Source organism: Pseudomonas sp. 15C (genome assembly GCF_055484735.1).
In genome coordinates this window covers 20,446-44,109 of sequence record NZ_JBUDGD010000047.1, presented here as the reverse complement: position 1 = coordinate 44,109, position 23,664 = coordinate 20,446, and the positions used below count along the sequence as shown (strand labels likewise).

The following is a 23,664-nucleotide window of genomic DNA, read 5'->3' as shown; positions in this document are numbered from 1 at the left end:
TGGCTGCGCCAGACGGTCGCTACGCTCCCACGCCCGGATCAATCCCTCCACTCAGCCTTCCGATGTCGCTGGTTAGGCAAGATCAAGAGCACTCGAGCTAACGCTCATTGTTGAGTGGTTAGAAGCGGGTGGTTGGCTTTGGATTGGTGGTGTGGCTGCCCCTCACCCCAGCCCTCTCCCTCTGGAGAGCGAGCCGATCTTTGGGCTTTTCAAATTGTGTGTACAACTCGGTATTGCATGTTGGCGTATATCTGCCAATCACCGCGGTCAGTCCCCTCTCCCTCCGGGAGAGGGTTAGGGTGAGGGGCTTTTGATTTTCAGACTGAGTCAAACATTTGCCTGAACCACCGCCATCGCCAGCAGGCTGGCTCCCACTGTGAATTCGTATGTTGTCCCAAGCCTTGCCTCCACCGCGAAACCTGTGGGAGCCAGCCTGCTGGCGATAGCGCCCCAACAGGCGCCACATCACTGCCCGACAAACCAGCGAAAATACGGGTTCCCGCCATCCCCCTGCATGACTGCGCGAATATCCCGCGCCCAGGCATCGCGATCACCGTCATAGGCATGCAGGCTCGCCCGATAAAATTGCATCAGGCGCTGGCGGTGCGCTTGCAGGCGTTCGGTGAATCCGCCATCGGCGTTCACCAGTGGCGGCGGTTGGTACAGGTCAAGCAAGGCCGGCAGCACGCGGGTGATTTCCTGGCGGCGCACCCACGGTGCGTATTCGATGCGGGGTTGATCGTCGGTCACGGCGGGGGCGTCGGCGGCGAAGCGTTCGAGGCCGGCGCGGTCGGTGACCCAGGTGGCGAGCAGGGCGGCGGCGGAGCCGATGCCGACATCCTGCAAGGTGCTGCGCACGCTGTCCTGCTGGATACGTGCGCTGATTTTCGCCGCGTCGAGGGTCATGGGTTGCAGCGACCCGACCAGCAGCATTTCGTGGAATTCGCTAGTCCACAATGAGGCGTAGGGGAACACATCGAGGAAGCTGCGTACCAATGAGCGCGAGTCGTCGATGTTCTGCGTCGGCAGTGGCAGCCATTGCGCGACGATGCCCTGGTGTTGCAGGCGGCTGGCGGCCAGTTGGTAGAAGTCGCGCGAATACAGGTTGACCACACCGGCGGCTGACGGCGGTGGCGGTTCGAGGGTGATCAGGTCGTAGGTCTGCGCGCTGCGCAGCAGTTCCTGGCGGCCGTCGCGCAGGCGCACGTCCACGCCGGGGTCGCTGGCGGCGTTGAAGTTGCCTTTGAACAGTGGCGCGGCTTCGACCACGGCAGGTAACAGCTCGGCAACCACCCGGTGCTGCAGGCCCGGGTAGCGCAGCAGGGCGCCGGCGGTAATGCCGGTGCCGAAACCGATCACCAGGGCCGAGCGCGGTTCGCCGTTGTGGATCAGCAGCGGCAGCAGTGCCTGAATGCGCATGTAGCGCAGCGACGGCATGGCATCGCCGGTGTTGGATACGCCTTGAATGTACAAACGGTGGAACGTATTCGCGCCGCGACCTTGAGCGACGACCGCAACGGTGCCGCCACGGCCTTCTTCGTAGAACGCGAGGGTGCCATTGCGTGCACCGGGCAGCTGGCTGGCGAGTTTTTCGGCCGGGGTCAACAGCGCCACGGCCACGGTGACCAGCCCCAATGCCACCACGGCCTGACGCCGGCCTTTCTTGACGTGATGCCCTTTGCGCACGGCGAAGTAACCGATGCCTGCGGCGATCATCGCCAGCAGGCCCAAGGTGCGCACCAGACCCAGCCAAGGGATCAGCAGAAAACCGCAGAGCATCACGCCGACAATCCCGCCCAGCGTATTGAACGCCACCACCGCGCCGACGTCCCGGCCGACGCGCTGCTGGCCGACGCTCAAACGCAACGCCAACGGAAACGCCGCGCCCAGCAACAGGGTCGGCACAAACACGATACTCAGCGCCGCCACGGCAAAGCGCGCACTCATTCCGGCCAGTTCGCTGGCTCCCATGTTCAACAACCAGGTTTCTGCCTGACTCTGTGCCAGCACCAGCCAGCGCCCGAGCAGGGCGATTTCCAGCAACGCGACCAGCCCGGCGCCGGCAATCAACAGACCGAACACGCCCCACGGATCACGGATGCGCTCGACGCGGCGGGCGAGCAGGGCGCTGCCGATGAACAAACCGGCCAGATAGGTCGCCAGCACCACGGCGAAGGCATAGGTGCGTGTGCTCATGAACTGCACGATCGATTGTGACCACACCACTTCATAACCGAGCGCCACGCCACCGGCGACGGAGTACAGCCACAGCGCGGTGCGGTCCGGCGCTTTCTCAGCGTGATGTTTGATGGGGGTTGTCACAGCGGCTGGATGCTGGCGGGCGAACCACAATGCGCCGGCCGCCGCGAGCAGGTTGAGCATCGCCGCAAACAACGCACTGCCGCGAACGCCGAGACTGGCGATCAGCATAAACGCGGCGAGCAAAGTGCCGATGATCGCCCCCAAAGTGTTCGCCGCATACAACTGCCCGCCAGCCTTGCCCGGATCGTTGGCCAGCGCGCGCACCAGCACCGGCAAGGTGCCGCCCATCAACACGGCGGGAATGCCGACCAGGGTGAACGGCAACAGCCAGGCGAACACGCCGACATGGCTTTGCAGCCAGGCAAACGCGCTGGCCGCAAGGCTCATGCCCACCGTGGCGCCGACCCCGAGGATCGCCACCAGCACCTCCAGCCCGGCATACAGCAACAACGGTTGCGCCACGCGGTCGGCCCACCGCCCGAACACCCAGCCGCCGATGGCCAGCCCAGCAAAAAAGGCGCTGATGCCCGTGGTGATCGCATACACCTCGACCCCGACCACCAGCGACAACTGCTTGATCCACAGCACCTGATAAACCAGCGCGGCAGCACCGGAAATGCACAGCAGGATGGCGGGGACGAGCAGGGTCTCAGCGGCGCTGGGCGAGGCGGGTATGGCCGACGGCTTGCTGGCGATACGTGTGGACATTGCGGGGGCCTTGTTTCGATTCGAAAATCATCATGAAAGTGCCGGCCTCATCGCGGGCAAGCCCGCTCCCACAAGGAACTCCGGTGATTACCGGTTTTGTGAACCACAGAGATACCTGTGGGAGCGGGCTTGCCCGCGATGGAGGCGACACGGTCTCAAGTCAAAAGGGCCGCCCGCCGACGAGGGCGAGCGGCGGTGCAACGGTGTTACTGAGCAGCTTTCATTTTTTCAGCGATTTTAGCGTCTACTGCCGCACGGATCTGGTCGATACTGAAGCTCGCCGGTTTCTGGCTGGGTGGATAGTCGATGAAGGTCTGCAGGAATGCGGCAGACTTGCCAACGGCCATTTCAGTCAGATAAACGTTCTTCGTCGTCCAGTCGTAATACTGGTCGGAGACGATGTCGGCACGTTCATACGGGTCCATGCGCAGGTTGAAAATCTTCGGTACGCGCAGGCATACGAACGGTTCGCTCCACACCTTGAATCCGCCCGGCGCGCGCTGCTCGCAGAACACCGCTTTCCAGTTGCCAAAGCGCATCGACACCAGTACGCCGTCGTCATTGAAGTAGTAGAACTCTTTGCGCTCGCTCTTCGGACTCTGGCCAGTCAGGTAGGGCAACTGATTGTAGCCATCCAGATGGACTTTGAAGGTGCTGCCTCCAGACGTCGGCGCCCAGCCTTTGAGCAATTTGTTGGTCACATCGGTTTCACCGGCCGCCGCGAGCAAGGTCGGGAACCAGTCCAGACCCGAGAACAGCTCGTTGGACACTTCGCCCGGTTTGATTTTGCCCGGCCAGCGCACCATTGCCGGCACCCGATACGCACCTTCCCAGTTGGAGTTTTTCTCGTTGCGGAACGGCGTGGTGGCAGCGTCTGGCCACGACCATTGGTTAGGACCGTTGTCGGTGGTGTAGACCACAATGGTGTTGTCGGTGATTTTCAGGTCATCGAGCGTTTTCAACAGTTTGCCCACGTCACCATCATGTTCGAGCATACCGTCGGCGTAGTCATTGCCGGGCATGCCGCTCTGGCCCTTCATTGAATCGCGTACGTGGGTAAAAGCGTGCATGCGGGTGGTGTTCATCCAGACGAAGAAGGGTTTATCAGCCTTGGCCTGTTTCTCGATGAAGGCCTGTGCAGCGGCCGTGGTTTCGTCGTCGATGGTCTCCATGCGTTTTTTGTTCAACGCGCCGGTGTCTTCGATCTTGCCGTCGGCGAAGCTGTGGATGACGCCACGCGGGGAGGTTGTTTTGACGAACTCGGCATCATCCTTGGGCCAATACGGGCGTTCCGGTTCTTCCTCGGCGTTGAGGTGATACAGGTTGCCGAAGAATTCATCGAAGCCGTGGTTGGTCGGCAGGTACTCATCCTTGTCGCCGAGGTGGTTCTTGCCGAACTGACCGGTCGCATAACCCTGCGCCTTGAGCGCCTGGGCAATGGTGATGTCACGTTTTTGCAAGCCTACGGGTGCGCCCGGAATGCCGACTTTCGACAGCCCCGTACGCAACGGCGTCTGCCCGGTAATGAACGAGGATCGCCCGGCCGTGCAGCTGTTTTCCGCATAGTAATCGGTGAAGATCATGCCTTCTTTGGCGATACGGTCGATGTTGGGCGTCTTGTAGCCGACCACGCCCATGGAATAGGCGCTGATGTTGGTCTGGCCAACGTCGTCGCCGAAGATCACCAGAATGTTGGGTTTTTCAGCCGCTGTGGCGGTTGCCGACAACGCCATCACCGACGTCGCCACGAGGGCGAGCTTCGGTAGCCACTTGCGTATGCGAGTCATATGACTTGCTCCTTTCGCGGGGGTGGTTGTTTTTGCGACAAACGTTTATTGCAGTCCTGCAGCACGCTTTCTTTTATTGCACCTGCTCGGTGGCCAGCGGTTCGAACGGGTAGATACGCCGCCATTCGGCAGCCATGTCGACCACGGTCCAGCCGCGGGATTCTGCTTCGTCGAGGGCCAGGTCGAGCCGGCCAATACTCGATTGGCGGTCATAGGCCCACTCGCGTTTGGCGTCGGTGTGATGCACCAGCCCCATGAATCGTTTGCCTGGCCCGGCGGCCGTCCACTGCAGCATCTGCAGGTCGCCGTCGGAATTGCCAAAGGCGAGGATCGGGCGCTTGCCGATGACCGCGTCGATGCTTTCCGGTTTGCCGGGGCCGTCGTCGTTGTGCGCCAGTTTCGGCGTGCGCAGGATTGAGGCCTTGCCGTCCTCGTATTGGAAGGAAGTGATGAACGTGGTGCCGATCACTTGCTCGGGGGGAATGCCGTAGACCTTCTCGGCAAACGCACGCATGAAGCCGGTATCGCCACCGGAAACGATGTAGGTCTTGAAGTCCTGGCTGCGCAGGTAGTCGAGCATTTCCAGCATCGGCTGGAAGATCATTTCGGTGTACGGCTTGCCGGTCTTTGGATGGCGCGCCTGGCTCAGCCAGGTTTTCGCGTAGTCATCGAAAGCTTCGGTGGTCATGCCGGTGTGGGTGGCACCGACGATTTTCAGCACGCCCTCCATACCGGTCGCGGCCAGGGCTTTGTGATCGCTTTCCAGTACCGCTTTGAAGGGTTGCGTGGTTTTCCATTCCGGATGCTGCGCCGCGGTGCGCTTGATCTCGTCAAAGGCGAAGAGCAGTTCGAAGTAGGCGGGCTGCTCACTCCACAACGTGCCGTCGTTGTCGAACACGGCGATCCGGTCGGCCGGTTTGACGAAGTCCTTGCTGCTCTGGTCGGTCACAGCCTGGACAAATTCGATGATGCTTTTTTTCGCCGGGCCTTCCTGCCACGACGGTAGCGGCTCGCTGGCCTGGGCGAGCAACGGCAGGGCCAGTGCAAACAGCAAGGCGAGTCCGAAACGTTGGCGGTACAGCATCGGGTTCGTCATGGGAAATCCTTCTCGTGAACAGGGTTGAGCGGACGCAGCGCCGAGGCCGTTTTTACCTGCTGCTGTTCGGCCTGACTTTGAAGCGTAGTCAAGGATTGGCGCAGTTGAACAAGTGTTTGCTCAGTGGTCGGTTGACGTCCGTAAAGCCCGCGTAACAGTCCCTGCAGGCGCGGCCCGGCCTCGACCAGTTTCAGCCCCAGTCGACTGCGCCGCAGCCACAGATACAGGGCGCTCAATTGCGCCGGGCGGGCTTGCAACTGGCCATCGATTTGTTGCCAGGCGAACGCGGGGGATTGCAGCCACGCCATCTGCCTGGCGTGCCTGCGTGCCAGCCAGCGCTGCCGGGCGCGAGTGAACGCAGGGCGCAGCAGATAAACGGCGCTGATCAACGCGACCAATACGCTCAGCCAGAGCAACCAGCGGGTGGAAAAACGCAGTTGATCGCGACCCAGTTGCTTGAGGTCTTCAGTGATCGAAAACACCGGCTGATAAGCGCTGTTCGCCACTGCCTCGAAGGTGACCGCCGGTACTTGTGCACTGCGCAGTTGTTTCGCCGTAGCGTCCCACCATTTCATCTCGAGCGCCGGCAGCGTGTATGAACCTGCCTGATCGACGCGATAGCTGACGCTGTCGATGCGCTGCCCGCCGAGAATATTGCCGCGACCGTCGTCCATGGCGCTGACTTGCGGGTTTTGCACATAGCGACTCAGGCCACCGACATCGCCGAGTGACGGTATTGGCAGGGCCATCGCCAACGCGCCGTCCGCTTGCAGGGTCAACTGCCGGCTGATGCTGTCGCCGACTTTCAGCAGCGTGGCCGACTTGACGATTTCTTGCGTAAAGCGCAGCGCGGTCGCTACCAGCGGCGTTTCACTGGCGGCAAAACCTGGCGGCCGGGTAGCGCCGAACTGTAGCGGCTGGCTTTGGGCGCTGAGTTCAGCACTGGCCTGGCCGGGCGTGGCGCGCACGGTCAGGGCCGGAATAGCGAAGGTTTGCGCGACGTTCGGCGTGATCAGATAGCGGTAGCGCAGCCCACTGAAGGCCACGCCGTCGAAGGACTGATTGAGGTGCTGCGCCTGACCGTCCGGCGGTGTGACCAAGGCACCGTCGAGCTTGAGATCGGGCAGGGTGGCGGCGCTGGTGAACCAGGTGTCGGTGAGAACGTCGAGTTGCAGCTCGACCAGACCGCCGACCATCGCGCCTTCGGCCGGTTGCAGATGGGCGTGGACCTTGAGTTGGGGTTCGGCGGCGAAGACCTGAAGTGTGAACAGGCAGCTCATTAGCAAGCTGATTTTTGTGATCAATGATCGGGCCCCATCGCTGGCAAGCCAGCTCCCACAGGGGCTCACTGTGTTAAGGCGAGATTTGACTACTCTGCAATACCCTGTGGGAGCTGGCTTGCCAGCGATGGCGGCAGCAGGTCTGAAAAAAATCATCGACTGGCTGCCGCCTGTTGATCCTGCAACCTGAACTTCTGCCGCAAAAACTTCGCCGGCGAGGTGGTCAGGTTCTGCAACCACAGCGCATCGGACGCCGCTTGTTCAGTCTTGATCGCTTTGCTCTGGCCCTTGCCCGGTGCCTTGTCGAATTTCACCTCGTCGGGTTTGGTTTCAGGGACGTTCTGCTCGGCGCTTTCGGTGTCTTGCAGCAGCGCCTGCGCGAGGGCCAGATTGGCCGTGGCTTCGGGGAACTGCGGTTGCAGTTTCAAGGCTTGGGTATACGCAGCGATGGCCTGATCGAACTTGAAACGGCGCACGTAAATATTGCCCAGATAGAAATACGCCTGCGGCGTGTCCAGCCGCGCAAAGGTCGCCAGTGCGAGGTCGTAATCGGCCGCGTGATACGCCGCAATGCCTTTCCAGTACGGGTCGATAAACAGCGCCGCCGCTTGCGGCAAGTGATCGTGTTCGAAGGCCCAGCGGCCCTGTTGATCGCGGGTGAAAAAAGCGTCGGTCAGCGCGTTGGCCTGCGCCGGCGCTGCTGGCCAGCCCAGCCCCGCGGTCAGCAACAGTGCGGGCAGCCAATTGACGCTCCAGCCCTTGCGCACGTTGAACAGCGCCAGCAACAACAGCGGCCAGCACAGCCAGTAGCCAGCGTCCTTCCAGTGCAATTCGCGCTGCTCGGCGCTACTGGTCTGAAAGTGCCGTTGCGCGTGCAATTCGATCCAGTCCAGATCGTCGTTGTTGAGGGTCAGACTGCCCAGTGGTGCATCAACCGCAGACGCCAGTTGCTTGAGCGCGGCCTGATCGAAGCTGCCCAGCACCGGGCGCCCGTTGTCATCGCTGCGCGGTTGGCCGTTGGCACCCTGAATGACGCCGCCGTCAACACTGCCGACCGCGAGTACCAACACTTGCAAGGCGCTACCGCGCAAACGCTGATCGAGGACGCCGAGCTGCGCGGTGTCGGCGCCGTCGGTGAGCAGCAGCAGGGTGCCGGGTGTCTTTTCCGCGTCGAGCAAGCGTTTCGCCTGATCGATCACGGCGCTAACGTTCTTGCCCGGTTTATCGATCAGCCCCGTGTTCAACGCTTGGATAAAGGTATCGAGCAGCGCAGGATCATCGGTCGCCGGTAACACCAGATGCGCACTGCCGGCGTAGGCAATCAGTGCGGTGCGCGCGCCGGCACGACGCTGGATCAGATCGTGCAGCTTGTGTTTAACCGCCTCCAGCCGGGTTGGCTGCACATCGCTGGCGTCCATCGACGGCGACAGATCCACCGCGACGATCAGCGGTGCGCGGTTTTCGAGAAAGTCCGGGCGGTCCTGTTCCCAGGTCGGACCGGCAGCGGCGATCGCGCCAAGCATCAGCAACGCGCAGAGCCCATGCACCGGGCGCAGGCGTTGGTGATCTTCAGGCGTGACCAACAAATGTGCCAGCAGGTGTTCGGCGATCTGCCCGCGCAGCTGTCGTTGCAAGTCGCGGCCGCGGCGCCAGAGCAGCGGTAAAAACGCCGCGAACAGCGCTGGCAGCAACCATGCTGGGCGTAGAAAGTGCAGATCGCTGAGGTTGATCTCCATTTCAAGCCTCCTCGCGCTGGCGAGCGAAAACCAGGCGAACCCGCAACAGGGCGCCGAGGTGATACAGCGCCAGAATCAGCAGCGCGGCAGCCAACGGCCAATAAAACAGTTCGCGCTGCGGCTGATGGCTGAGGGTTTTGACCTGATGCGGCGTGAGGCGATCAAGGGTGTCGTAAACCTGATTCAGCGCGTTGCGGTCTTCGGCGCGGAAGAACTGACCACCGGTGCTTTGGGCGAGTTGTTCCAGCGCCGGCAGATTGACCTTGGCCTCGCCCGAGGCGCTCGGGTCGCCGATGCCGATGGTGTGAATGATCACGCCTTTGCTCGCTGCCATTTGTGCCGCGTGGTCCGGGGTGATCGCGCTGCTGGTGTCATTGCCGTCGGTGAGCAGGATCAGCACTTTCTCCTGCTCGTGGGCCTGATCCAGCAGCTTGAGACTCAAACCGATGGCGTCGCCAATCGCCGTGTTGGGGCCGGCCATGCCGATGCCAGTGTCGGCGAGCAGCAGTGACAGGCTGGCGTGATCGAGGGTCAGCGGGGCCTGCGGATAGGCGCCGCTGCCGAACACGATCAGGCCGAGGCGATCATCCTTGCGCTTGTCGATGAAGCCTTGCACGACGTCTTTGACCGCTGCGAGGCGATTGATTTTCGCGCCGTTCGCATTGGTGAAATCTTCGGTTTCCATCGACTGCGAGAGGTCGATGGCGAGCATCAGATCGCGTACCGGTTGTTGCCGTTCAAGGGGCTTTTCGACAAAAACCGGGCGCGCAGCGGCGAGCAGGATCAGCGCCCAGACCAGCAGGTTGAGCAGCAGTTGCCAGTGATTGCGGCGGCTGCCGACAACGCCCGGCGCTTCGCCGACCGCGCGGCTCATCGCAGCAAAGAACGGCACGCGCACGGCACTGCGCGCTTCGTTGTAGGCGGGGAGGTAGCGGTAAGCCAGCCAGGGCAGCGGCATCAGCAGCAACAGCCACGGGTAATCAAGCTGCCACATGGTGATGCTCCACCCAGTATTGGCAGATGTCGAACAGCGCCTGACGTTGCGGCGCGGGCAGGGCGCGCAGGGTGTCGTCGGGGGCGTAGGCGAGTTGCGCGAGTTGAGTGCTGAAATCGGCGGGGAGCGGTTTTTTGCTGTGGCGTTGCAGGAAGGCTTGCCAATCATCCTTCGTTAGCGCCGCAATACCCTGTGGGAGCTGGCTTGCCAGCGATGGCGTGCTGTCAGTCAACGCCGATGCTGAATTTGATGGCCTCATCGCTGGCAAGCCAGCTCCCACAGGGATCGGGTTCCATCTTTGTGATGATGTGGGCATGGACAGCGCCACGCGCTTGAGCAGTTCCGGCAGTTCGCGCAAGGCATTCAAATCATCACTGCGCCCGCGCAACTGCGCCAGTCGCGCCAGGCCTTCGCGTCGGTAAGCGTCTCTGCGCCATTGCCCATAACGCCTCAGCCCGATCAGCAATGCAGCCAGCATCAAAATCGCCAGCAGTACCCACCAACCCCACGTTTGTGGCGCGTAGCTGACCGGTGCCGGCAGGCTCAGCTCCTTGAGCTGGTCAATACTGGGGATGTTCGGGTTCACCGCCGTGCTCCGGCGCTTTTGCCCAGTTCGGCACGTAGCTGCTCGTGAGCGGTTTCAGCGCTGCTGAACATCATCAGCGGCACCTGACTGCGGCGCAGCAGGCTGGCGACGTCTTGCAGGCGACCGCTGAGAAAATCCCCCAGCGGCTGGCGTACGTTGCGCTTGTCGACCGCCAACTCGACCTGCAACTCACCCTGAGTGACCAACAGGCGGCCATTGTTTGGCAACTTCAGCGCCAACGGATCGTAGACCTGCAAGGCGATCACATCGTTGTGCGCCGCCAGTTGCCGCAGCAACTGCAAGGTGCGCGGGCCGGCTCCGGCAAAGTCGCTGACAATGCAGATCAGATGATCATGCCCGGCCAGTGCCAGGCAGCGTTGCAGGGCGGTGTCCAGCTGTGCTTCGTCTTCAGCGTCGGGGTTGCTCGCGTTCAGCGCCTGATTGTGCTCGGCGACACGGCTGAGCAACGCCTCCACGCGTTTGCGGCTGCGCAACGGCGCGACACAGTCGATGCGCTGATCGTTGAACACCAACCCGCCGACCCGATCGCCGGCATTGAACACCATCCACGCTGCCAGTGCCGCCAGTTCGGCGGCGAGGGCGGATTTGAAGCTGCGCTGCGACCCGAAAAACATCGACATGCGCTGGTCGACGACGATCAGCGCCGGGCGGTCGCGTTCCTCGGTGAAGGTACGCACCACCGGTTTGCCGGTGCGCAAGGACGCGCGCCAGTCGAGGTGACGCAAGTCATCGCCGGGCTGATAGCGGCGCAGCTCATCGAAGTTCAAACCGCGCCCGCGCAGCCGCGAGGCATGGTTGCCGGCAAGAATGCTGGCGCGTGGCTGGCGGGCAAGAAAGCTCAGATCACGGGCCTTGAACTCCAGCGCCATCAATTGCGCCAGAGACACGTAAACCAGCCCGTCGGTGTTCATGCCGGAATCGCGACTTTATCAAGGATGCGATCGAGCACCTGATCGGCACTGACGCCGTCGGCGACTGCGTCGTAACTCAGTTGCAGGCGATGCCGCAGCACCGGATGCACCACCGCGCGGACGTTGTCCGGGGAAACGAAATCCTGCCCCTGCAACCATGCATCGGCGCGCGCACAACGGTCCAGACCGATACCACCGCGCGGGCTGGCGCCGATGGCGATCCAGCGTGCCAGATCTTCGTCGTAATCGGCGGGGTAGCGTGTGGCATTGATCAGGTCGATCAGATAGCTGTCGATGGCCGGCGAGACGTGCACGGCGCTGACTTCCTTGCGCGCCGCGAAAATCACCTCCTGAGCGAGGTTGAAGCCCTTCGCCGGCGCGGTACTTGCGCCTTGGGCAAACTCTTCGTTACGCAACAGGCGCAGCACCTGACTTTCGTTTTCGGCGCTGGGATAATCGAGCAGCACCTTCATCAGGAAACGGTCCATCTGCGCTTCCGGCAGCGTGTAGGTGCCTTCCTGCTCGATCGGGTTTTGCGTCGCCACGACGATGAACAACTCCGGCAGCGCATGGCTGTTGCCGGCCACGGTGATCTGGCGTTCCTCCATGGCTTCGAGCAGGGCCGCCTGGACCTTGGCCGGGGCACGGTTGATCTCGTCGGCGAGAATCAGGTTGCCGAACAGCGGGCCGGGCTGAAAACGGATTTCGTTTTTGCCTTCGACCTGATGCAGCACCTCGGCGCCGGTGATGTCCGAGGGCAGCAGGTCCGGGGTGAACTGGATGCGGCTCATTTTCGCGTCGAGGTGTTTGGCCAGGGCTTTGACCGTACGGGTCTTGGCCAGCCCCGGCAGGCTTTCCAGCAGCAAATGGCCGTTGGCCAAGAGGCCGAGCAGGATCTGCCGGATGACTTGATCCTGACCGAGCACCGCTTCGGCGATGCTGGCTTGCAGGGCGTTGAGGTCGCTGAGCGCGGTCATGGGGACAGTCCTTTGTGGCCGAGTCTAGAAAAATGCCAGGGTCAGGTTGACGCTGAAGCCATTGCCTTCGGGGCGGTTTTTGGGGGGCGAGCTTTAGATTCCAGCTTGAGCTGATGCTGGCCTGGAGATTGGCGGCCGGACACACCCCGATTTTCCCTACGGCTTACGGATAACTCGGCACTTGTTGGCCGTTACGGCGTAATCCCTTGTTTAATCAAGCCTGTAGGACACGTCTGTCTGACGCTAGCAGCTAATCGGGGGTTAGCCAGTTGAATGGATTAATTCTTTGGTTTCATCATTTGTTCACGGATCCTTTCTTCCTGCGCTCGCGCCTCGGGAGTGAACTCGGCGCCGAAGTCTTCCGCGGTAAATATCTGGCGGATCTCGATTTCGGCCTCGGTCCCAGGCATCGGATTGGGGCAGCGCTTGACCCACTCGATGGCTTCTTCCTTCGATTTGACTTCCCAGACCCAGTAGCCGGCGATCAGCTCCTTGGTTTCGATGAACGGGCCGTCGATCACGCTGCGCTGGTCACCGGAGAACCTGACCCGTGCGCCTTTACTGCTCGGATGCAGGCCATCGGCACTGACCAGAACGCCGGCCTGGGCCAGTGCTTCGTTGAAATTGCCCATGGCGGTCAGCAGTTCTTCGCTGGGCATGACACCGGCCTCCGAATCGGCGCTGGCTTTGACAAGAATCATGAAACGCATGGTGGTGACTCCGTGGATTGTCGGGGGATTCGCTGTTTAGTCGAATGGGCGGGACGTGAATCGACAATGGGTTGTGAAAAGATACTGGCGATGATGATCCTGTCGGTCTACCTGAGCGTTTTGTTTGCAGACTCAAGCTACATCGCTGGAATGAAGGTCGGATGTTCGCTCGAAAGCCCCTCACCCTAGCCCGCTCCCAAAGGGAGAGGGGACTGATTGGGGGATGCTGAAACGTTCTGGCGACCTGTTGATCTTTCACCGAATCCATTGGCCGAAGCGGGCCAGATCGAAGTAGCCGGTTCAACATTTCAGCCCAGCCAAACGCAGATTCAGCATTCAACATAGTTCGGCTCCCTCTCCCTGGGGAGAGGGCTGGGGTGAGGGGCCGGGGCGCAACAAGACTTGAGGTATTGCCCAATACCCATTAATAAGGTCGCCGCTTTGTATACAATTTCTCGCGCTCACCCCCAACAATTCAACGAAGGGTTTAGCTCGCTGGGTCATTTCATGGTTAACTTCCGCCTCTTGCATGCTTTCCAATCAAAAACATCAGAAGGACTCCAGTCATGGCTCAAGTCACCCTTAAAGGCAATCCGGTTCAAGTCAACGGCCAGTTGCCACAAGCCGGTTCCAAGGCGCCAGCCTTTTCTCTGGTTGCCGGCGATCTGTCTGACGTCACCCTGAAAGACTTTTCCGGCAAGCGCAAAATCCTCAATATCTTCCCAAGCGTCGACACCCCGACCTGCGCAACCTCCGTGCGCAAGTTCAACGCTCAGGCCAACGAACTCGCCAACACCGTGGTCCTTTGCATTTCCGCTGACCTGCCATTCGCCCAGGCGCGTTTCTGCGGTGCCGAAGGTCTCGAAAACGTGAAGAACCTGTCGACCGTGCGCGGTGCCGAGTTCATCGAAAACTACGGCGTGGCCATCGCTGACGGCCCGCTGAAAGGCCTGACCGCCCGTGCCGTTGTCGTGCTGGACGAGAACGACAACGTTCTGCACAGCGAACTGGTCAAGGAAATCGCTGAAGAGCCAAACTACGAAGCGGCACTGTCCGTTCTCAAGTAAGGCTTTTACAATTGTTAACGGCCTGGCCCTGTCCAGGCCGTTTTCATTTGTGTATCAGGGTTTTGCCTCACACCTTGAAACGTAAGTGCAAGGTAAATTGCCGGTAAAGCTGCTTTGCTTAAATCCAGTCAGTGCTTATCGTTCAGCCTCCCGTAATAGAAGCCCACGCGCCCAATGGTTAATCACTCCATGCAATCGTCCTCCCGCAAATCCCGTCGCTGGCTGATCAGCCTGCTTGTCCTGTTGGTGATCGCCGTCCTGTGCTGGAAATTCTGGCCCGCCGGTTCCGCCCACAAGGAGGGCGGGGACAAGGCTGCGGCCGGGCACGCCGGGCGTTCGGGGATGATGCGGCCGGGCTTCGGCGGCGGCACCGGGCCGATTCCGGTGCGCGTGGCGCCGGCGGTCACCGGGGACTTCCCGCTGTATTACAAGGCGCTGGGCACCGTGACGGCGCTCAATACCATCAACGTGCGCAGCCGGGTTGGCGGCGAGCTGATGAAGATCAATTTCGAAGAAGGGCAAATGGTCAAGGCTGGCGATGTCCTGGCCGAGATCGATCCGCGTCCGTACCAGAACGCCTTGCTCCAGGCCGAGGGCACCTTGCTGCAGAACCAGGCGCAGTTGAAAAACGCGCAGGTCGACGTCGAGCGTTATCGCGGCCTGTATAAAGAAGACAGCATCGCCAAACAGACACTCGATACCGCCGAAGCACTGGTCGGCCAGTATCTGGGCACGGTCAAGACCAATCAGGCCGCGGTCAACGACGCCAAGCTCAACCTCGAATTCACCAGGATCCGCGCACCGATTGCCGGGCGCGTCGGCTTGCGTCAGGTCGACGTCGGTAACCTCGTCACCGCCAACGACACCACGGCGCTGGCAGTCATTACCCAGACGCAGCCAATCAGCGTGGCTTTCACCTTGCCGGAAAACAGCCTCGACACCGTACTCGCGCGCTATCGCAGCGGCGCGAAACTGTCGGCTGAGGCGTGGGATCGCGGCGACAGCAAACTGCAGGCCACCGGCGTACTGCAAAGCCTCGACAACCAGATCGACGTCGCCACCGGCACCCTGAAATTCAAGGCCCGTTACGATAACCGCGATCAGGCGCTGTTCCCCAATCAGTTCGTCAATATCCATTTGCTCGCGGACACGCTGAAGGGCGTGGTGCTGGCACCGTCGGCTGCGATTCAGTTCGGCACCAATGGCACCTTTGTTTATGCGCTGGACGGCGACAAGAAAGTCACCATCCGCCAGTTGAAGATCGGCGCCAGTGATGGCGAGAACACCGTTGTCACCGAAGGCCTGGCGGCCGGCGACCGGGTGGTGCTTGAAGGCACCGACCGCCTCAAGGAAGGCAGTGAGGTCGAAGTGGTCAACGACAGCAATCAGGTGCCGACCACGCCGACCGAACACCTGCAAGGCAAATCCGCCGCCAACGCGCCGGACGCCGCCGTGACTGACAAGGCCAAGAAGGGCGCATGAACATTTCGCGGCTGTTCATCCTCCGACCGGTAGCCACCACCCTGAGCATGCTGGCCATTGTCCTGGCCGGTCTGATCGCTTATCGCCTGTTGCCGGTGTCGGCGCTGCCGCAGGTTGATTACCCGACCATCCGCGTCATGACCCTGTATCCCGGCGCCAGCCCGGATGTAATGACCAGCGCAGTGACGGCGCCGCTCGAGCGCCAGTTCGGGCAGATGCCCGGTCTGACGCAGATGGCCTCGACCAGCTCCGGCGGCGCTTCGGTGCTGACCCTGCGTTTCAGCCTCGACATCAATATGGATGTCGCCGAACAGCAGGTGCAGGCGGCGATCAACGCGGCGACCAATCTGCTGCCGACCGACTTGCCGGCACCGCCGGTATACAACAAGGTCAACCCCGCTGATACGCCGGTGCTGACACTGGCGATCACCTCGAAAACCATGCTGCTGCCCAAGCTCAACGATCTGGTCGATACGCGCATGGCGCAGAAGATTGCCCAGATCAGCGGAGTCGGCATGGTCAGCATTGCCGGCGGCCAGCGTCAGGCGGTGCGGATCAAGGTCAACCCGGAAGCGTTGGCGGCGAACAGCCTGAACCTGTCGGACGTGCGCACCTTGATCAGCGCCTCCAACGTCAACCAGCCGAAAGGCAACTTCGACGGCCCGACGCGGGTCTCCATGCTCGATGCCAACGACCAGCTGACCTCGCCCGAGGACTACGCCAACCTGATTCTCGCCTACAAGAACGGCGCGCCGCTGCGGCTCAAGGACGTCGCCGAGATCGTCGATGGCGCCGAGAACGAGCGTCTGGCGGCGTGGGCCAACCAGAATCAGGCGGTGTTGCTGAACATTCAGCGTCAGCCCGGTGCCAACGTGATCGAGGTGGTCGATCGCATCAAGGCGTTGCTGCCAAGCATCACCGACAATCTGCCGGCCGGCCTCGACGTGACGGTACTCACTGATCGTACCCAGACCATCCGCGCTTCGGTCACCGACGTGCAGCATGAACTGCTGATCGCCATCGCTTTGGTGGTGATGGTGACGTTCTTGTTCCTGCGTCGTTTCAGCGCGACGATCATCCCGTCGGTGGCCGTGCCACTGTCGTTGATCGGCACGTTCGGCGTGATGTATCTGGCCGGGTTCTCGGTCAACAACCTGACCCTGATGGCGCTGACCATTGCCACCGGTTTCGTGGTCGACGACGCGATCGTCATGCTCGAAAACATTTCGCGCTTCATCGAGGAGGGCGACAGCCCGATGCAGGCCGCGCTCAAGGGCGCCAGACAGATCGGCTTCACCCTGATTTCCCTGACCCTGTCGCTGATCGCCGTATTGATCCCGCTGCTGTTTATGGCGGACGTGGTCGGGCGGCTGTTCCGCGAATTCGCCATTACCCTGGCGGTGGCGATCCTGATTTCACTGGTGGTGTCGCTGACCCTGACGCCAATGATGTGTGCACGCTTGCTCAAACGTGAACCGCAAGAACACGAGCAGGGCCGTTTCTATCGGGCCAGTGGTGCCTTCATCGACTGGATGACCGCCGGCTACGGGCGCATGTTGCAGTGGGTGCTCAAGCATCAGCCGCTGACCTTGCTGGTGGCCATCGGCACACTGGCGCTGACGGTGTTCCTGTACATGGTCGTGCCCAAGGGCTTCTTCCCGGTCCAGGACACCGGCGTGATCCAGGGGATTTCCGAAGCGCCGCAGTCAATCTCCTTTGCCGCCATGGGCGAGCGCCAGCAGGAACTGGCCCGGGTCATCCTCGAAGACCCAGCGGTGCAAAGCCTGTCGTCGTATATCGGTGTCGACGGCGATAACGCCACCCTCAACAGCGGCCGCTTGCTGATCAACCTCAAGCCCCACGGCGAACGTGATCTGAGCGCCAGTGAAGTGATCGCGCGTCTGCAACCCAAGCTGGACAAGCTCGTCGGTATCCGCCTGTTCATGCAGCCGGTGCAGGACCTGACCATCGAAGACCGCGTCAGCCGCACGCAGTACCAGTTCAGCATGTCCTCGCCGGACGCCGAACTGCTCAGCCAATGGAGCGGAAGGCTGGTCGAGGCACTGGCTCAGCGTCCGGAACTGACCGACGTCGCCAGTGACTTGCAGGACAAGGGCTTGCAGGTCTACCTGGTGATCGACCGCGATGCCGCTTCACGCCTTGGCGTTTCGGTGTCGAACATCACCGATGCGTTGTACGACGCTTTTGGCCAGCGGCAGATCTCGACCATTTACACCCAGGCCAGCCAGTACCGCGTGGTGTTGCAGGCCCAGGCCGGCGAACGCATCGGCCCGCAGGCGCTGGACCAGATCTACGTCAAGACCACCGATGACGCGCAGGTGCGGCTGTCGAGTCTGGCCCATGTCGAAGAGCGGCAGGCGCAGTTGGCAATTACCCATATCGGCCAGTTCCCGGCGGTGATGATGTCCTTCAACCTCGCTCCTGGCGTGGCGCTGGGGCACGCGGTCGACGTGATCGAACAGGTGCAGCAGGAGATCGGCATGCCGGTTGGCGTGCAGACCCAGTTCCAGGGTGCGGCCGAAGCCTTCCAGGCGTCGCTGTCGAGCACCTTGCTGCTGATTCTGGCCGCGGTGGTGACCATGTACATCGTGCTCGGCGTGCTGTACGAAAGCTATATCCACCCGATCACGATCCTTTCGACGCTGCCTTCGGCGGCAGTCGGTGCGTTGCTCGCGCTGCTGCTCAGCGGCAACGATCTGGGGATGATCGCGATCATCGGCATCATTCTGCTGATTGGTATCGTGAAAAAGAACGCGATCATGATGATCGACTTCGCCCTCGATGCCGAACGCACCCAGGGCATGGCCCCGGAACAGGCGATCTATCAGGCAGCGCTGCTGCGCTTCCGGCCGATCCTGATGACCACGCTGGCGGCATTGTTTGGCGCGGTTCCGTTGATGCTTGCGACCGGTTCCGGCGCCGAGCTGCGTCAACCGCTGGGTCTGGTGATGGTTGGCGGATTGCTGGTAAGCCAGGTGCTCACCCTGTTCACCACACCGGTGATCTACCTGTACTTCGACCGCCTCGGCCGACGCTTTGGCAAGCGCAAGGTTGAAGCTGAAGAGGTCTCGGTATGAAAGCAGCTACAGGCTCCAAGCTTCAAGCTGCAAGAGAGAAGCGGGTTCACTGCAAGCTTGTGGCTTGTGGCTTGCAGCTTGCAGCTGGTGGTTGCCACTTATGAATCTCTCCGGTCCGTTCATCAAGCGCCCCGTGGCAACCATGCTGCTTTCGTTGGCCATCATGCTGCTCGGTGGCGTCAGTTTCGGTCTGCTGCCGGTATCGCCGCTGCCGCAGATGGATTTCCCGGTGATTGTCGTGCAGGCGAGCCTGCCCGGTGCCAGCCCGGAAGTGATGGCGTCGACGGTGGCGACGCCGCTGGAGCGTTCGTTCGGTGCGATTGCTGGCGTCAATACCATGAGCAGTCGCTCCAGTCAGGGCTCGACCCGGGTCATTCTGCAGTTTGACCTCGACCGCGACATCAATGGCGCTGCGCGGGAAGTGCAGGCGGCGATCAACGCGTCGCGCAATCTGCTGCCAAGCGGGATGCGCAGCATGCCGACCTATAAAAAGGTCAACCCGTCGCAGGCGCCGATCATGGTCCTGTCGCTGACATCGGACGTGCTGGAAAAAGGTCAGCTCTACGACCTCGCCTCGACCATCCTCTCGCAGAGCCTGTCGCAAGTGCAGGGCGTCGGCGAAGTGCAGATCGGCGGCAGTTCGCTGCCGGCGGTGCGCATCGAACTTGAGCCGCAGGCGCTGAACCAGTACGGCGTGGCGCTCGACGATGTGCGCAAGACCATCGCCGAAGCCAACGTGCGCCGGCCGAAAGGTTCGGTCGAGGACGGTCAGCGCCTGTGGCAGATCCAGGCCAATGACCAGTTGGAGAAGGCCAAGGACTACGAGTCGCTGATCATCCACTACGCCGACGGCGCTGCGCTGCGCCTCAAGGACGTGGCCAAGGTCAGTGATGGCGTCGAAGACCGTTACAACAGCGGTTTCTTCAACGATGACGCGGCGGTGCTGTTAGTGATCAACCGGCAGGCCGGCGCCAACATCATCGAGACCGTCAACGAGATCAAGGCGCAGCTGCCGGCCTTGCAAGCGGTATTGCCGGCCAGCGTCAAGCTGAACCTGGCGATGGACCGCTCGCCGGTGATCAAGGCGACTCTGCACGAAGCGGAAATGACCCTGTTGATCGCCGTGGCCCTGGTGATTGTGGTGGTGTTCCTGTTTCTCGGGAATTTCCGCGCGTCGCTGATTCCGTCCCTGGCGGTACCGGTGTCGCTGGTCGGCACCTTTGCGGTGATGTACCTGTATGGATTCTCTCTGAACAACCTGTCGCTGATGGCGCTGATTCTCGCCACCGGTCTGGTAGTGGACGACGCCATCGTGGTGCTGGAGAACATTTCCCGGCACATCGACGAAGGCGTCAAACCGATGCAGGCCGCTTACCTCGGGGCCAAGGAAGTCGGTTTCACCTTGCTGTCGATGAACGTCTCGCTGGTGGCCGTGTTCCTGTCGATTCTGTTCATGGGCGGGATTGTCGAAAGCCTGTTCCGCGAGTTTTCCATCACCCTCGCGGCGGCGATCATCGTCTCGCTGGTGGTCTCCCTGACCTTGACGCCGATGCTCTGCGCACGCTGGCTCAAGCCGCACACGCCGGGGCAGGAAAACCGTCTGCAACGCTGGAGCCAGCGGACCAACGACTGGATGGTCGACAAGTACGCCAGCAGTCTCGACTGGGTGCTGCGCCACCGCCGTTTAACCCTGCTCAGCCTGTTGATCACCGTCGCGGTCAACGTCGCCTTGTACGTGGTGGTGCCGAAGACCTTCATGCCTCAACAGGACACCGGTCAGTTGATCGGTTTCGTGCGCGGCGACGACGGCCTGTCGTTCAGCGTGATGCAGCCAAAAATGGAGATCTTCCGCCGCGCCGTGCTCAAGGACGCTGCGGTAGAGAGCGTCGCCGGCTTCATCGGTGGCAGCAACGGCACCAACAACGCCTTCATGCTGGTGCGCCTGAAGCCGATCAAGGACCGCCAGCTCAACGCACAGAAGGTCATCGAACGCCTGCGCAAGGAAATGCCCAAGGTCCCTGGCGCACAACTGATGCTGATGGCCGACCAGGACCTGCAATTCGGCGGCGGCCGCGAGCAGACCACTTCGCAATACAGCTACATCCTGCAAAGCGGTGATCTGGGCGAGCTGCGCAAGTGGTACCCGAAAGTAGTCACCGCGTTGCGCGCGTTGCCCGAACTGACCGCGATCGATGCCCGAGAAGGCGCGGGCGCGCAGCAAGTCACGCTGATCGTCGACCGTGATCAGGCCAAACGCCTCGGCGTCGACATGGACATGGTCACCGCCGTGCTCAACAACGCCTACAGCCAGCGGCAGATATCAACGATCTATGACAGCCTCAACCAATATCAGGTGGTGATGGAGGTCAATCCCAAATACGCCCAGGACCCGGTGACGCTCAAGCAGGTCCAGGTGATTACCGCCGATGGCGCTCGCGTGCCGCTATCGACCTTCGCCCATTACGAAAACAGCCTCGAAGACGATCGCGTCAGCCACGAAGGCCAGTTCGCCTCCGAGAGCATCGCATTCGATATGGCCGAAGGCGTGACGGTGGAGCAGGGTAGCGCAGCCATCGAGCGGGCGATCGCCAAAGTCGGTCTGCCGGAAGACGTGATCGCGAAAATGGCTGGTACCGCCGACGCCTTTGCCGCGACGCAAAAAAGCCAGCCGTTCATGATTCTCGGCGCACTGCTGGCGGTGTATCTGGTGCTCGGCGTGTTGTATGAAAGTTACATTCATCCGCTGACGATTCTTTCCACACTGCCGTCAGCGGGTGTCGGCGCGTTGCTGTCGATCTATGTGTTGGGTAGCGAGTTCAGCCTGATCTCCTTGCTTGGCCTGTTCCTGCTGATCGGCGTGGTGAAGAAAAACGCCATTCTGATGATCGACCTGGCCTTGCAACTTGAACGCCATCAGGGCCTGTCGCCGCTGGAGTCGATCCGCAGTGCCTGCCTGCAACGGCTGCGGCCGATTCTGATGACCACGCTGGCGGCGATTCTCGGCGCCTTGCCGCTGCTGCTCGGCCGTGCCGAAGGTGCGGAAATGCGCCAGCCGCTGGGCCTGACCATCATCGGCGGGCTGGTCTTCAGCCAGATCCTCACGCTTTACACCACCCCGGTGGTTTACCTCTATCTCGACAAGCTGCGCCATCGTTTCAACAAATGGCGTGGCGTGCGTACTGACGCCGCTCTGGAAACTCCGCTATGACTGACCGTTCGCTTTTCAATTTCGCCACCGCACGGGGTTCGCGCTTGCTGAGCCTGTCGCTGTGCGTGGCGCTGCTCAGTGCCTGCGCTGTCGGCCCGGATTATCAACGCCCGCAGACGGCTGAAATCGCTCAGTACAAGGAAGCCGAAGGCTGGACCCAGGCTAACCCGAGCGATGCGCTGGCCCGGGGCGCCTGGTGGGAGTTGTATGGCGATCAGCAGCTCAACGGGCTGATCGAGAAACTCAACAGCTCCAACCAGACCGTCGCCCAGTCAGAAGCCCAGTATCGCCAGGCCCAGGCCTTGGTGCGCAGCGCGCGCGGGGCGTTTTACCCCAGCGTCGATCTGAGCCTGGGCAAGACTCGCTCCAGCCAGGGCACCGGCAGCAGCAGTTCGAGCCTGAGCAGTTCTTCCAGTGGCATTCGCGATACTTACAATGCTGAGCTGGGCGTCAGTTGGGAAGCTGACGTCTGGGGCAAACTGCGCCGCGGCCTCGAAGCCGACGAGGCCAGCGCCCAGGCCAGTTTTGCCGATCTGGCGGCGATGCGTCTGAGCCAGCAGTCGGAACTGGTGCAGAATTACCTGCAATTGCGGGTCATCGATCAGCAGAAACGTTTGCTCGAAGCGACCGTTGCGGCTTATCAGCGATCGTTGCAGATGACCCAGAACCAGTACCGCGCCGGGGTTTCCGGACGTGATGCGGTCGCACAGGCGCAGACCCAGCTGAAAAGCACCCAGGCCGATCTGGTCGACCTGATCTGGCAGCGTGCACAATTCGAGAACGCCATTGCCGTGCTCACCGGGCAAGCGCCCGCCGACTTCAGCATTGCCGAAGTACAGACCATCCCGAAACTGCCGCAAGTGCCGGTGAGTCTGCCGTCGCAATTGCTGGAACGGCGTCCGGACATTGCTTCGGCGGAGCGTTCGGTGATTGCCGCCAACGCCAATATCGGCGTGGCGAAAGCCGCGTACTACCCGGACCTGACCCTGAGTTTGAGTGGCGGCTATAGCAGCAGTACTTCGCAGAACCTGATCAGCCTGCCGAACCGTTTCTGGTCGGTGGGACCGAAACTGGCGTTGCCGTTGTTCGACGGCGGCCAGCGCTCGGCGGAAGTCGACCGCACCGAAGCGGTATACGACCAGACCGTGGCCCAATACCGGCAGACCGTTCTCGATGGTTTCCGCGAAGTGGAAAACTATCTGGTGCAGCTCAAGGTGTATGAAGAAGAAGCCGCGGTGCGCCAGGAAGCGCTCGACGCGGCGCGCGATTCCTTGCGCCTGACCGAAAACCAGTACAAGGCCGGGTTGATTGCCTATATCGACGTGGTCGTGGTGCAAGCCACGGCACTGAGTAACGAGCGCAGTGTGCTGAATATTCTGCAAAGCCGTTTGATCGCCAGCGTGCAATTGATTGCCGCACTGGGCGGTGGCTGGGATGGCCAGCTGGAAGTCAGCGACACGCAATAACTGGCCGAACACTTGTGGGAGCGAGCCTGCTCGCGAAAGCGTCCGCACGGCCACGGCTTATATCGAGGCGAATGGCCTAATCGCGAGCAGGCTCGCTCCCACAATTTAACCCCGCGTGCTTCAGAAATCTCCGAAGAGCCGATTGTAGGACGATCAGACACCGCTTCATCGGCTTGATGGCCATTTGATAACTTTGTCAGTGCGTTCTTCTGCGCAATCAGTACAATCGCCGCATTTGCCCGACCGAGAATGGACGCGATTGTGCGTTGGGTGGC

At 61.5% G+C, this 23,664-nt stretch carries 15 protein-coding genes and 1 pseudogene; 5 read left to right on the top strand and 11 right to left on the bottom strand.

The features are described from left to right. Positions 1 to 465: 465 nt before the first annotated feature. From ACYYKW_RS20640 to ACYYKW_RS20590, 11 genes and pseudogenes are all read right to left on the bottom strand, one after another. Positions 466 to 2,970: a spermidine synthase gene (locus ACYYKW_RS20640; protein ID WP_464991005.1), complete on the bottom strand. Its 2,505-nt coding sequence runs from the start codon at positions 2,968 to 2,970 to the stop codon at positions 466 to 468. A gap of 206 nt (positions 2,971 to 3,176) precedes the next feature. Next, positions 3,177 to 4,757, bottom strand: coding sequence for an arylsulfatase (locus ACYYKW_RS20635; RefSeq protein WP_093101274.1), 1,581 nt, complete (start codon positions 4,755 to 4,757; stop codon positions 3,177 to 3,179). A gap of 73 nt (positions 4,758 to 4,830) precedes the next feature. After that, positions 4,831 to 5,853 carry an HAD family hydrolase gene (locus ACYYKW_RS20630; RefSeq protein ID WP_093101276.1) on the bottom strand — a complete coding sequence of 341 codons (1,023 nt, stop codon included), beginning with the start codon at positions 5,851 to 5,853 and terminating at the stop codon, positions 4,831 to 4,833. Then, entirely contained in the window at positions 5,850 to 7,289 is a 1,440-nt protein-coding gene (locus tag ACYYKW_RS20625; protein ID WP_464991004.1) for a BatD family protein, read from the bottom strand. The genes ACYYKW_RS20630 and ACYYKW_RS20625 overlap by 4 nt, the downstream gene beginning before the upstream one ends. Continuing rightward, complete coding sequence (locus ACYYKW_RS20620) at positions 7,286 to 8,869, bottom strand: VWA domain-containing protein (RefSeq protein ID WP_464991003.1); 1,584 nt, start codon at positions 8,867 to 8,869, stop codon at positions 7,286 to 7,288. The genes ACYYKW_RS20625 and ACYYKW_RS20620 overlap by 4 nt, the downstream gene beginning before the upstream one ends. Before the next feature lies 1 nt (position 8,870). Next, on the bottom strand, positions 8,871 to 9,863 hold the full coding sequence (locus tag ACYYKW_RS20615) for a vWA domain-containing protein (RefSeq protein WP_464991002.1): 993 nt from the start codon (positions 9,861 to 9,863) through the stop codon (positions 8,871 to 8,873). Further along, complete coding sequence (locus ACYYKW_RS20610; RefSeq protein WP_464991001.1) at positions 9,850 to 10,449, bottom strand: DUF4381 domain-containing protein; 600 nt, start codon at positions 10,447 to 10,449, stop codon at positions 9,850 to 9,852. The genes ACYYKW_RS20615 and ACYYKW_RS20610 overlap by 14 nt, the downstream gene beginning before the upstream one ends. Continuing rightward, entirely contained in the window at positions 10,446 to 11,381 is a 936-nt protein-coding gene (locus ACYYKW_RS20605; protein WP_464991000.1) for a DUF58 domain-containing protein, read from the bottom strand. Before ACYYKW_RS20605 ends, ACYYKW_RS20610 begins: the two co-directional genes overlap by 4 nt. Next, complete coding sequence (locus ACYYKW_RS20600; RefSeq protein ID WP_464990999.1) at positions 11,378 to 12,358, bottom strand: AAA family ATPase; 981 nt, start codon at positions 12,356 to 12,358, stop codon at positions 11,378 to 11,380. Before ACYYKW_RS20600 ends, ACYYKW_RS20605 begins: the two co-directional genes overlap by 4 nt. A 24-nt stretch (positions 12,359 to 12,382) precedes the next feature. Beyond that, positions 12,383 to 12,491: pseudogene (locus ACYYKW_RS20595) on the bottom strand (SphA family protein); the annotation flags it as partial. Between the two features lie 145 nt (positions 12,492 to 12,636). Then, the gene (locus ACYYKW_RS20590; RefSeq protein ID WP_464990998.1) at positions 12,637 to 13,068 is read right to left on the bottom strand and encodes a YciI family protein; all 432 of its coding nucleotides are present in this window, start codon (positions 13,066 to 13,068) and stop codon (positions 12,637 to 12,639) included. Between the two features lie 566 nt (positions 13,069 to 13,634). On the opposite strand from ACYYKW_RS20590, the gene tpx reads away from it, so the two are divergent. The 5 genes from tpx to ACYYKW_RS20565 all read left to right on the top strand — a co-directional run bounded on the left by tpx (position 13,635) and on the right by ACYYKW_RS20565 (position 23,389). Continuing rightward, the gene (gene tpx, locus ACYYKW_RS20585; RefSeq protein WP_464990997.1) at positions 13,635 to 14,135 is read left to right on the top strand and encodes a thiol peroxidase; all 501 of its coding nucleotides are present in this window, start codon (positions 13,635 to 13,637) and stop codon (positions 14,133 to 14,135) included. 174 nt (positions 14,136 to 14,309) lie between these two features. Beyond that, positions 14,310 to 15,617 carry an MdtA/MuxA family multidrug efflux RND transporter periplasmic adaptor subunit gene (locus ACYYKW_RS20580; RefSeq protein WP_464990996.1) on the top strand — a complete coding sequence of 436 codons (1,308 nt, stop codon included), beginning with the start codon at positions 14,310 to 14,312 and terminating at the stop codon, positions 15,615 to 15,617. Next, positions 15,614 to 18,715 carry an MdtB/MuxB family multidrug efflux RND transporter permease subunit gene (locus ACYYKW_RS20575; protein WP_464990995.1) on the top strand — a complete coding sequence of 1,034 codons (3,102 nt, stop codon included), beginning with the start codon at positions 15,614 to 15,616 and terminating at the stop codon, positions 18,713 to 18,715. Before ACYYKW_RS20580 ends, ACYYKW_RS20575 begins: the two co-directional genes overlap by 4 nt. A 100-nt stretch (positions 18,716 to 18,815) precedes the next feature. After that, complete coding sequence (locus tag ACYYKW_RS20570) at positions 18,816 to 21,923, top strand: efflux RND transporter permease subunit (RefSeq protein WP_090283759.1); 3,108 nt, start codon at positions 18,816 to 18,818, stop codon at positions 21,921 to 21,923. Continuing rightward, entirely contained in the window at positions 21,920 to 23,389 is a 1,470-nt protein-coding gene (locus ACYYKW_RS20565) for an efflux transporter outer membrane subunit (protein ID WP_336355690.1), read from the top strand. Before ACYYKW_RS20570 ends, ACYYKW_RS20565 begins: the two co-directional genes overlap by 4 nt. The last annotated feature ends 275 nt before the right edge of the window (positions 23,390 to 23,664 follow it).

Bases quoted from the DNA above. Each gene is read 5' to 3' on its own strand.
- ACYYKW_RS20640 (WP_464991005.1), bottom strand. From the start codon at position 2,970: ATGTCCACACGTATCGCCAGCAAGCCGTCGGCCATACCCGCCTCGCCC.
- ACYYKW_RS20635 (WP_093101274.1), bottom strand. From the start codon at position 4,757: ATGACTCGCATACGCAAGTGGCTACCGAAGCTCGCCCTCGTGGCGACG.
- ACYYKW_RS20630 (WP_093101276.1), bottom strand. From the start codon at position 5,853: ATGACGAACCCGATGCTGTACCGCCAACGTTTCGGACTCGCCTTGCTG.
- ACYYKW_RS20625 (WP_464991004.1), bottom strand. From the start codon at position 7,289: ATGATTTTTTTCAGACCTGCTGCCGCCATCGCTGGCAAGCCAGCTCCC.
- ACYYKW_RS20620 (WP_464991003.1), bottom strand. From the start codon at position 8,869: ATGGAGATCAACCTCAGCGATCTGCACTTTCTACGCCCAGCATGGTTG.
- ACYYKW_RS20615 (WP_464991002.1), bottom strand. From the start codon at position 9,863: ATGTGGCAGCTTGATTACCCGTGGCTGTTGCTGCTGATGCCGCTGCCC.
- ACYYKW_RS20605 (WP_464991000.1), bottom strand. From the start codon at position 11,381: ATGAACACCGACGGGCTGGTTTACGTGTCTCTGGCGCAATTGATGGCG.
- ACYYKW_RS20600 (WP_464990999.1), bottom strand. From the start codon at position 12,358: ATGACCGCGCTCAGCGACCTCAACGCCCTGCAAGCCAGCATCGCCGAA.
- ACYYKW_RS20590 (WP_464990998.1), bottom strand. From the start codon at position 13,068: ATGCGTTTCATGATTCTTGTCAAAGCCAGCGCCGATTCGGAGGCCGGT.
- tpx (WP_464990997.1), top strand. From the start codon at position 13,635: ATGGCTCAAGTCACCCTTAAAGGCAATCCGGTTCAAGTCAACGGCCAG.
- ACYYKW_RS20580 (WP_464990996.1), top strand. From the start codon at position 14,310: ATGGTTAATCACTCCATGCAATCGTCCTCCCGCAAATCCCGTCGCTGG.
- ACYYKW_RS20575 (WP_464990995.1), top strand. From the start codon at position 15,614: ATGAACATTTCGCGGCTGTTCATCCTCCGACCGGTAGCCACCACCCTG.
- ACYYKW_RS20570 (WP_090283759.1), top strand. From the start codon at position 18,816: ATGAATCTCTCCGGTCCGTTCATCAAGCGCCCCGTGGCAACCATGCTG.
- ACYYKW_RS20565 (WP_336355690.1), top strand. From the start codon at position 21,920: ATGACTGACCGTTCGCTTTTCAATTTCGCCACCGCACGGGGTTCGCGC.